We start from the raw sequence: 9,423 nt of genomic DNA, 5'->3' as shown, positions 1-9,423 counted from the left end.
GTCCGATGCCGCGCCCGTTGCGATCCGCGCCGACGCGAAGGCTGCGCCGCCGGCGCCCGCGCCGAAGAAGCCGGCGGCGGCCAAGCCCGCGCCGGCCGCCGAGACGCAACCCGCTGCGGCCGCGCCGCCGGAGTTCGAGGTCGGCGACCACGTCGTTTATCCGACGCACGGCGTCGGCCGCGTCACCGGCATCGTCACCGAGGAGATCGCCGGCCACAAGCTCACCCTGATCGTGGTCGAGTTCGAGGAGAACCGCATGGTGCTCCGCGTGCCGGTGGCCAAGGCGAGGACGGCGGGGCTGCGCAAGCTCTCCTCGCGCAAGGCGATCGAGATGGCGCTCTCGACCCTGAAGGGCCGTGCGCGTGTCAAGCGCACGATGTGGAGCCGGCGTGCCCAGGAGTACGAGGCGAAGATCAACTCGGGCGATCCGGTCGCGATCGCCGAGGTGGTGCGCGACCTGCACCGCAACGCCGGCCAGCCCGACCAGTCGTTCAGCGAACGGCAGATCTACGAGCAGGCGATGGACCGGCTGGCGGCCGAACTCGCCGCCATCGAGCAGGTCGACAAGCCCACCGCGGCGGCCAAGCTCGCCACGATGCTGAAGGCGGCCTGAGGCGCGCGGTCGCGTCCCGGCGCGAGCCGGGGCATGATCGCGCCCGATGAGCCCCGAGACCGCGACCCCCGACCGCTTCGCCCGGCTCTGGCCGGCCCGGCGCGTCTGGGCGATCGCCGCCGTGCGCGGCGAGCGCGCCCGGCTCTCCGCGCTGCACGCGGCGCTCGAGACGCGCGTCTGGCTGGGCGACCGGCTGGTCTATCTCGGCAATGTGCTCGGCATCGGCCCGGACGTCGCCGGCACGCTCGACGAGATCCTGGTGTTCCGCCGCGCCGTGCTCGCCCGGCCGGGCTTCGAGCCCGAGGACGTGGTGCTGCTGCGCGGTGCGCAGGAGGAGATGCTGCACCGGCTCTTGCGCCTGCAGTATGCGCCGGGGCCCGCGACCGCGGTGGAGGCGGTGCGCTGGATGGCCGACCACGGCATCGGCGCCACCCTGGCCGCCTACGGCATCACGGTCGCCGAGGGGCTGCGTGCGGCCGGCCAGGGGCCGCTGGAGCGCGCGCGCTGGACGGCACGGCTGATGGCGGCGATCCGCGCCCGGCCCGGCCATGAGAGCCTGCTCACCACGCTCAAGCGGGCGGCCTTCACCGTGCCGCAGGACCTCGCCGGCGAGGCGCCGGGCGTGCTTTTCGTCGCCGCCGGGGTGAACCCCGACCGGCCCTTCGACGCACAGGGCGACGCGTTCTGGTGGGACGACCTGGGCTTCGAGCGTGCCGCCGCGGGCATCGCGGGCGAGGACGGCGAGATGCGCGGCTGGGGCGGCTTCGCGCGACTGGTGCGCGGCTTCTGCCGGCGCGCCGACGGGCCGGTGGAGCAGGGCTTCGGCGTCACGCTGGATGCCGGCTGCGGGCTCGGCGGGAAGCTGGTCGCCGCCTGCTTCGCGCCGACCGGCGAGGTGCTCGAGGTGCTGGAGGCCTGAGCCGACGGTGGCGACATTGCCGGGGCGAGGCCGTCATCGAACTGTCATATACTTCCAGGATCGGCGAGAGGACGAGGCCCGATGTCGGGGCAGATGCTGCTGTTGAACCTGCTCGGCGGTGTCGCCCTGCTGATCTGGGCCACCCGCATGGTGCGCACGGGGATCCTTCGCGCCTTCGGCGAGCGGTTGCGCGGCCTGATCGCGCGGGCCACCCGCCATCGCCTGGCCGCCTGCGGCGCCGGCATCGCCACCGCCGCCACGCTGCAGAGCTCGACCGCCGCCGCCCTGCTGCTGACCTCCTTCGCCGAGCGCGGGCTGATCGCGCTCGCGCCCGCGCTCGCTGTGCTGCTCGGTGCCGATATCGGCTCGACGCTGGTGGTGCAGGCGATGTCCTTCGATCCGCGGCCGGCGGTGCCGGTGCTCCTGCTCGCCGGCACGATCGTCTTCATGGTCTCCAAGAACGCGATCGCGCGCCAGGTCGGGCGGGTCGCGATCGGGCTCGGGCTCGTGGTGCTCGCCCTCGGCATGATCGTCACGGCCTCCGCGCCGCTGCGCGAGAACTGGCTCCTGATCGAGGTGCTGGCGCATCTCGGCGGCGAGCCCCTGCTCGCGCTGGGCATCGCGGCGGCCCTGACCTGGCTCGTGCACTCCTCGGTCGCCGCGGTGCTGCTGTTCATCTCGCTGGCCTTGGGCGGGGTGCTGGAGGCGGGCCTCGCCTTCACGCTCGTGCTGGGCGCCAATGTCGGCTCGGGTTTCATCCCGCTCGGGGTGAACCTGCGCGCCGCGCCGCCGGTGCGGCGCATGCTGGTCGGCAACCTGATGTTCCGCACGGCCGGGGCGCTCGCCGCCCTGCCGTTGGTCGATCACGCCGCGGCGCTGCTCGCGCTGGTGGACGCCGATGTCGCGCGCCAGACCGCGAACGCGCACACGCTCTTCAACCTTCTGCTCGCCGCGCTGTTCCTGCCGCTCACCGGCCCGGCGGCGCGGTTCCTGCGGCGCCTCATGCCCGATCCGATGCCCGCGCCGGGCGAGCAGAAGATCGGCCATCTCGACGATGCGGCGCTCGACCGCCCGAACGTCGCGCTCTCGGGCGCGACGCGCGAGGTGATGCGGCTTGCCGACACGGTGGAGGTGATGCTGCGCGAGGCGATCCTGCCCTTCGAGCAGGCGCATGCGGCGCGGCGCGAGGCGATCAAGCGACTCGACAGCGAGGTCGACCGGATGCAGGAGGAGATCAAGCTCTACCTGACACGGCTGACGCGCGGGCCGCTCACCGACGCGCAGTCGCGCCAGGCCTTCGACCTGATCCTGTTCACCACCAATCTCGAGCATGTCGGCGACATCATCGACAAGACGCTGCTCGAACTCGCGGCCAAGAAGCACAGGCTGCGCGTTTCCTTCTCGGAGGAGGGCTGGAGCGAGATCAAGCGCCTGCACACGCTCGCGGTCGAGCAGCTCCGGCTCGCGGTCGCGGTGTTCGTCACGCGCGATCCCGAGATGGCACGCCAGCTCGTGCTGGCAAAGGAGCAGGTGCGCGCGATCGAGCGCGAGGCGACCGAGAGCCACCTGCGCCGGCTCCGCGAGGGCACCCTCGCCTCGCTCGAGACCTCCTCCCTCCATCTCGACATCCTGCGCGATCTCAAGCGGATCGTCGCGCATCTGACCGCGGTCGCGCATCCGATCCTGGAGAGCAAGGGCGAGCTTCGCTCCTCGCGCCTGCGCAACGCTCCGGCCGAGACGGTCAGGGCCGGGAGCGTGCCGACGTGACCGCCCAGTGCGGAACGGGCCCGGGGATCGCTCCCCGGGCCCGCCCCTCATCGCCGGTCAGGCTCCGCCGTCACTCCTGGCGCTGGCCGAAGAGCTGCAGCAGCAGCGTGAACAGGTTGATGAAGTTGAGGTAGAGCGCGAGCGCGTCCATCACCGTCCGCTTCGCCGCCACCTCCGTGCCCTCGGCATAGGCGTGCTGGATGTAGTCGGTCTTGATCCGCTGCGTGTCCCAGGCGGTGAGGCCCACGAACACGAGCACGCCGATCACGCTGATCGCGAACTGCAGCGCCGAGGAGCCGAGGAAGATGTTCACCAGGCTCGCGATGATGATCCCGATCAGGCCCATGATCAGGAACGAGCCGAGCTTCGAGAGGTCGCGCTGCGTCGTGTAGCCGTAGATGCTCATCGCCGCGAAGGTGCCGGCGGTGATGAAGAACACGCGCGCGATGCTCTCGCCGGTGAACACCAGGAAGATGTTCGTCAGGCTGAGGCCCATCGCTGCCGAGAAGGCCCAGAACAGCGCCTGCGCAGCCGTCTTGGACAGCCGGTTGATGCCGAAGCTGAGCACGAGGACGAAGGCGAGCGGGCTCAGCATCGCCACCCAGGCGAGGATGGTCGGCCTGACGACGACGCCCGCCGGCGTCTGCACCGGGGCGTAGAGCAGCTGCAGGAGCGCCGGCGTGGTCGCGAACAGGAGCGCGATGATGCCGGTCAGCAGCAGGCCCGACGCCATGTAGTTGTAGACGCCGAGCATGTACTTCCGCAGGCCGGTGTCCAGCCGCGCGGCGTCCACGCCGGCGGACGGAACCGTCTGCGTTGCGCCATAGGCGCGGGTTTCCGGACTCCAGGACATGGGTTGAGGCAACCTCCCTAGGTTGGCGGTTTCGCTTCCGAATATGGGCCGGCAGCTGCCGGAATCAAATGAAATCGGCAACAGCGCGGGGCGGTGCCCGGCCTACTCCGTCCGCAGCAGCGGCGCCGGCTTCGCGCGCAGCGCCGCCGCGGTGCCGAGCCAGCCGAAGGCCACCGTCAGCGCCACGCAGGCGAGGATGGTCACGCCGAGCGTGCCCGGCAGGAACGCCCAGTCCGACCGCATCACGTGGGTGGTCACCGCCCAGGACGCGGCCGAGCCGACGGCGGCGGCGAGCAGCCCGGCGGCGGTGCCGAGCACGCCGAACTCCACCAGATAGGCGGCGAGGATCTGTCGCCGGGTCGCGCCCAGGGTCTTCAGCACCACCGCGTCGCGGATGCGCTGGCGCCGTCCGGCCGCGATCGCGCCTGCCAGCACCAGCGCGCCGGAAAGCAGCGTCACCCCGCCGGTCGAGGAGAGCGCGTCGCCGATCCGCCCGAGCAGGGCGTTCACCGCCTCGAGCGCGTCGCGCACCCGGATCGCCGAGACGTTCGGCAGCGCGTCGGTGACCGCGCGCAGGAGCGGCGCCTCGGCTTCCGGTGCGGCCTGAACCGTGGCGATGTGCGTGTGCGGTGCCGCCTCCAGGAGGCCGGGCGAGGCGATCAGGGTGAAGTTCAGCCCGAGGCTGCGCCAGTCGATCACCCGCAGGCTGGCGATGCGCAGTTCGATGTCGCGGCCGAGCACGTTGACGGTCAGCCGGTCGCCCACGCCGATTCCCCAGCCGCGCGCGAGAGTGGCGTCGAACGACACCAGAGGCTCGCCGCGATACTCGGGGGGCCACCAGGACCCGGCCACCAGGCGCGTGCCCTCGGGCGGCGTCGCGGCATAGGTCAGTCCGCGGTCGCCGCGCAGCGCCCAGGCGGTGTCCTCGGTGGTCCGCACCTGTTCGGCCGGGACGCCGTTCACGGCCACGATGCGTGCGCGCAAGGACGGCACGCGGGCGATCTCGCCCACACCCGGGATGGCGCCGGCGACCGCCTCGAACCGCCCGACCTGGTCGTTCTGGATGTCGATGAAGAAGAATGCCGGCGCCCGCTCCGGGATCCGCTCGACCACCTGGCGCTGGAGATTGCCCTGGATCATCGCCACCGAGGCGAGGGTCGAGAGGCCGAGGCCGAGCGAGACCAGCATCAGCGCGCTTGCCGAGCCCGGACGGTGCAGGTTGGCGAAGCCCAGCCTGAGCGCCGGCGGCAGGTGCCGCGGTGCCGCGGCGGCTGCCCGCTGCACCGCCCAGCCGCCGAGCCGGAACAGCCCGAGCGTGACGGCGGCGGCGGCGCAGAACCAGGCGGCGAAGACGCGATCCTGCGCCACCGCCACCGTCAGTCCGACCAGCGCCATGGCGAGCGCGGCGTTGGCGGCGACCAGGGAGCGGCGCGGCGGCGTGCGCCGCTCGCCCAGGCCCTCGCGGAACAGCGCGATCGCAGGGACCGCGCGTGCCCGCGCGAGCGGCCAGAGCGCGAAGGTCGCGGCGGTGAGCAGCCCGAAGGCGGCTGCGAGCGCGAGCGGCAGCGGATAGATGCCGAGCCGCGGCGGCACCGGCAGCACATCGGCGAGCAGCAGGGCGGCGAGCGAGGGGATGCCGAGGCCGGCGGCGAGCCCGAGGGCGATGCCGAGGGCGGCGATCGCGCCGAGCTGGAGCGTGTAGGTGGCGAAGATCACCCCGGCCGGCGCGCCGAGGCATTTCAGCGTGGCGATGGTCTGCCGGCGCGACGCCAGCCAGGCGCGCACGCCGTTGGCGACGCCGATGCCGCCCACCAGCAGCGCGGTGAGCCCCGCAAGCGTCAGGAACAGCGAGGTCTGCTCGACGAAGCGGATCACGCCCGGTGCGGCCTCGTCCGCGGTGCGGATGCGCCAGCCGCCGTCGGGGAAGGCCGCCCGCAGGCCGGCGATGAAGCCCCGGACATCCGCGCCCTCGGGCAGGCGCACGCGATACTCGTAGCGCACCAGGCTGCCGGGCTGGACCAGCCGCGTCGCGGCGAGCGCATCGCGCGCGATCATCACGCGCGGGCCGAACACGGTCGGCCGCGCCACCCGGTCCGGCTCCTCGAGGATGGCGCCGGCGAAGCGGAAGACGGCGTCGCCGAGGCGGACCCGCGCGCCCGGCCTGAGGCCGAGCCGGTCCGCCACCACAGGCTCGGCGGCGAGCCCGGGCAGACCGTCGCGCGCCGCGAGCGCCTCGGCAAGATCGGCCGTCCCCTCGACCCGCGCGGTGCCATAGAGCGGATAGGCCGGGCCGACCGCCTTCAGCTCCACCAGCATGCGGTCGCGCGCACCGTCCTCGACCACCAGCATCGAGCGCATCTCGACCACCTCGGCCACGCGTCCGCCGCGCGCCTCGATCCAGTCGCGCGCGGCCTGTGGCATTTCCCGGTAGCCGACCGAGACCTCGAGATCGCCGCCCAGGATGCGCCGCCCGTCCGCGCGCATCCCTTCCACCACCGCGCTCGTCAGCGTGCCGACGCCGGCGATCGCCGCGACCCCGAGGGCGAGGCAGGCGATGACGATGCGCAGGCCCCGCGTGCCGCCGCGCAGCTCCCGGAGCGCGAGGCGCCAGGCCGTGGCGAGGACCGGCGCCTCCGCGCCGGCGACCGAAGCGCGGAGCGGCCGGGCGAGCGTGCCCTCCATCAGGCGGCCTCGGCGAGCACCGGCCGGTCGGCGACCACGCGCCCGTCGGCGAGCGAGACGATCCGCCCGCAGCGCGCGGCGAGCGCCGGGTCATGGGTGATCAGCACGAGCGTGGTGCCGTGGCGCGCGCGCAGGCCGAACATCAGCTCGATCACCGCCGATCCCGTCGCCTGGTCGAGGTTGCCGGTGGGCTCGTCGGCGAGCAGGAGTGCGGGCTCGGCGACGAAGGCGCGCGCGATGGCGACGCGCTGCTGTTCGCCGCCCGAGAGCTGGGCGGGGTAGTGGCGCAGCCGGTGGCCGAGGCCCACGGTCTCCAGCGCCGCGCGCGCGCGCGTGAAGGCGTCGCGCCGTCCGGCGAACTCGAGCGGGATCGCCACGTTCTCCTCGGCCGTCATGGTCGGCACGAGATGGAAGGACTGGAACACGATGCCGACATGGTCGCGCCGGAAGCGCGCCAGCGCGTCCTCGTCCATCGCGCCGAGATCGTGCCCGGCGACCCGCACGCTGCCCGCGGTGGGCCGGTCGAGCCCGCCCAGCAGCATCATCAGCGTCGACTTGCCCGAGCCCGATGGCCCGACCACGCCGACCGCCTCGCCCTGCGTCACCGACAGGGTGATGCCGCGCAGGATGTTGACCTTGCCGGCCTGCGAGGCCACCGTGAATTCCAGGTCGCGCACCTCGATCAGACCGTCGCCGCCCGCTGCGGCGGGGGGAACCATGGCATCCATGTCGGGACTGTCCTCCAGCGATCCCCGCCGATATGGCCCGGTCCTCCTCCGGCGGAAAGCGCTCGCGCTCGCCGCCGGCGTGCTTCTCACGCCCATGTCAGTCCAGGCCCAGGGGCGCGAGATCCGCATTCTCGCCCTCGGCGACAGCCTGGTCGCAGGCTACGGCCTGGCGCGCGGCGAGGGGTTCGTGGCGCAGCTCGAGGCGGCGCTCAGGGCCAGGGGCATCCCGGCCCGGGTCCTGGACGGGGGCGTGTCGGGCGACACCACCGCCGGCGGGCTCGCGCGCCTCGACTGGGCGCTCGCCGAGACACCGGACGCGGCGATCGTGGCGCTCGGCGGCAATGACGGTCTGCGCGCGATCGACCCGGCGGCGACCTACGCCAATCTCGACGCGATCCTGACCCGGCTCGCGGCACGGAACATCCCGGTGCTGCTGGCCGGCATGCTCGCCCCGCCCAATCTCGGCGCGGAATACGGCGCGGCGTTCCGCGACGCCTACGAGCGGCTCGCGCGCGCGCACGACGTGGTGTTCTATCCGTTCTTCCTCGACGGCGTGGCGGCCGAGCCCGCGCTCAACCAGCCGGACGGGATCCATCCCAACGCGCGCGGGGTCGCCGTGATGGTGGAGCGCATCCTGCCGGCGGTGGAGCGGCTGATCGAGAAGGCGAGGTCGTGACGTGGTGCGTCTCTTCGTCGCCCTGGCCCTGCCGGCGGAGCTGCGCGAACGGCTCCGGCTCATGGTCACGCATCGCTTCGGCGGCGCGAAATGGGTGCCGCCCGAGAACTACCACCTGACGCTGCGCTTCATCGGCGAGGTGGACAACGGCCGCGCCGACGACATCGATGCGAGCCTCTCGGGCATCACCGCGCGCGGCTTCGCGCTGACGCTCGCCGGGGTGGGCGCTTTCGAGGCGCGCGGCCGGGCGAGCGCGCTCTGGGTGGGGGTGGAGCGGAACCCCGCGCTCGAGCACCTGCGCGCGAAGATCGAGAGCGCCGTGGTGCGCGCGGGCTGCGCGCCCGAGCGGCGGCGCTTCACGCCCCACGTCACCCTCGCCCGGCTCGACAACCCCGACCCGGTGAAGCTCGGCGAGTTCCTGCGCGCGCACGGCCTGTTCCGCGCCGCCCCCGTGCCGGTCGAGCGGTTCACGCTGTTCTCGTCGCACCTCGCGCGCGACCAGGCGCACTACACCGCGGAAGCGGACTACGCGCTGGCCTAGAGCAGATCGCATGCGGCTGGAATCGGCCGTATGCGCGAAGATGCTCGCAAGGACAGGTCGGAGCGGTTTCCGCTCGTGTGGAAACCGCTCCAGGGTCCTCGCCTCACCACAGCGTGGCGCGGGCGCGCGAGAGGGCGCGCAGGCAGACCTCCTCCGGCACGCGGTCGAGCCCGGCGGCGCGCGCGGTCGCCAGCATCACGCGGGGCTCGGCCCCGCCTTCAAGGAACACGTCGAGCAGGCAGGCCGGGCCGCGATAGAGCCAGGCCTGCACCTCGCCTTCCGCCCGCACCAGGTCGGGCTCGCCCATCACCGCACGCAGTTCGCCCTCGGTCAGCCCGGCGAGGTCGCCCGCCGAACGCGGCGAGCGCACGGCACCGGTGCGCGCCGCGGCCGGCACGATCGGGCGGGGAGCGACCGCATGGGCGGGCACGCCGCGCCGCATCGCCTCCAGCCCCGCTCGGGCGGCGGCCATGTGCCGCAGCGCGTGCTCGGCCATTGCCTGCTCGCGTTCGGGTTGAGAGCCGGCGCAGGCGGCGAGGGCGACGGCCCCCGCCAGCAGCGCGAGGGCCGGGGCGGGGGCGGGGGGCATCGGCGGCGGGAGCGCTCCGGAGCCCGGGGCGGTCAGGAGCGGGCGTAGGCGGGCT

General features: G+C 73.5%; 9 protein-coding genes. 5 read left to right on the top strand and 4 right to left on the bottom strand.

From position 1 onward, the window contains the following. From FK498_RS14805 to FK498_RS14795, 3 genes are all read left to right on the top strand, one after another. Positions 1-613, top strand: a 613-nt coding sequence (locus FK498_RS14805; protein WP_370510907.1) for a CarD family transcriptional regulator, incomplete at its 5' end; no start/stop codon positions are given. A 46-nt stretch (positions 614-659) separates the two neighbouring features. After that, positions 660-1,532 carry a hypothetical protein gene (locus tag FK498_RS14800; protein ID WP_141855839.1) on the top strand — a complete coding sequence of 291 codons (873 nt, stop codon included), beginning with the start codon at positions 660-662 and terminating at the stop codon, positions 1,530-1,532. A gap of 81 nt (positions 1,533-1,613) precedes the next feature. After that, a complete protein-coding gene (locus FK498_RS14795) occupies positions 1,614-3,299 on the top strand; it encodes a Na/Pi cotransporter family protein (RefSeq protein ID WP_141855838.1) in 1,686 nt (561 codons plus the stop codon). A 70-nt stretch (positions 3,300-3,369) separates the two neighbouring features. Here FK498_RS14795 and FK498_RS14790 read toward each other — a convergent pair whose 3' ends face one another. From FK498_RS14790 to FK498_RS14780, 3 genes are all read right to left on the bottom strand, one after another. Further along, positions 3,370-4,152 (bottom strand): Bax inhibitor-1/YccA family protein, encoded by a 783-nt coding sequence (locus FK498_RS14790; protein ID WP_141855836.1) that lies wholly within the window; start codon positions 4,150-4,152, stop codon positions 3,370-3,372. A 102-nt stretch (positions 4,153-4,254) separates the two neighbouring features. After that, entirely contained in the window at positions 4,255-6,834 is a 2,580-nt protein-coding gene (locus FK498_RS14785; protein WP_141855834.1) for an ABC transporter permease, read from the bottom strand. Next, positions 6,834-7,562 carry an ABC transporter ATP-binding protein gene (locus tag FK498_RS14780; RefSeq protein ID WP_141855832.1) on the bottom strand — a complete coding sequence of 243 codons (729 nt, stop codon included), beginning with the start codon at positions 7,560-7,562 and terminating at the stop codon, positions 6,834-6,836. The genes FK498_RS14785 and FK498_RS14780 overlap by 1 nt, the downstream gene beginning before the upstream one ends. 94 nt (positions 7,563-7,656) lie before the next feature. Between FK498_RS14780 and FK498_RS14775 the strand changes: the two genes are divergently transcribed. Next, the gene (locus tag FK498_RS14775; RefSeq protein WP_237560960.1) at positions 7,657-8,238 is read left to right on the top strand and encodes an arylesterase; all 582 of its coding nucleotides are present in this window, start codon (positions 7,657-7,659) and stop codon (positions 8,236-8,238) included. Between the two features lies 1 nt (position 8,239). Next, positions 8,240-8,779, top strand: a complete 540-nt coding sequence (gene thpR / locus FK498_RS14770) for an RNA 2',3'-cyclic phosphodiesterase (protein ID WP_202614872.1) — start codon at positions 8,240-8,242, stop codon at positions 8,777-8,779. 103 nt (positions 8,780-8,882) lie between these two features. On the opposite strand, the gene FK498_RS14765 is transcribed toward thpR, so the two are convergent. Next, positions 8,883-9,423: hypothetical protein (locus tag FK498_RS14765; RefSeq protein ID WP_237560959.1), on the bottom strand; the 541-nt coding region annotated here is incomplete at its 5' end.

The sequence above is a fragment of the Elioraea sp. Yellowstone genome (assembly GCF_006704265.1).
Classification (GTDB): domain Bacteria; phylum Pseudomonadota; class Alphaproteobacteria; order Acetobacterales; family Acetobacteraceae; genus Elioraea.
The sequence above is the reverse complement of the archived record's forward strand: the minus strand, read 5'-3'. Positions and strand labels throughout refer to the sequence as shown.

What these genes read in the sequence shown, in the direction of transcription:
- FK498_RS14780 (WP_141855832.1), bottom strand. Translation starts at nt 7,562, where the DNA reads ATGGATGCCATGGTTCCCCCCGCCGCAGCGGGCGGCGACGGTCTGATC.
- FK498_RS14775 (WP_237560960.1), top strand. Translation starts at nt 7,657, where the DNA reads ATGTCAGTCCAGGCCCAGGGGCGCGAGATCCGCATTCTCGCCCTCGGC.
- FK498_RS14785 (WP_141855834.1), bottom strand. Translation starts at nt 6,834, where the DNA reads ATGGAGGGCACGCTCGCCCGGCCGCTCCGCGCTTCGGTCGCCGGCGCG.
- FK498_RS14800 (WP_141855839.1), top strand. Translation starts at nt 660, where the DNA reads ATGAGCCCCGAGACCGCGACCCCCGACCGCTTCGCCCGGCTCTGGCCG.
- FK498_RS14795 (WP_141855838.1), top strand. Translation starts at nt 1,614, where the DNA reads ATGTCGGGGCAGATGCTGCTGTTGAACCTGCTCGGCGGTGTCGCCCTG.
- FK498_RS14790 (WP_141855836.1), bottom strand. Translation starts at nt 4,152, where the DNA reads ATGTCCTGGAGTCCGGAAACCCGCGCCTATGGCGCAACGCAGACGGTT.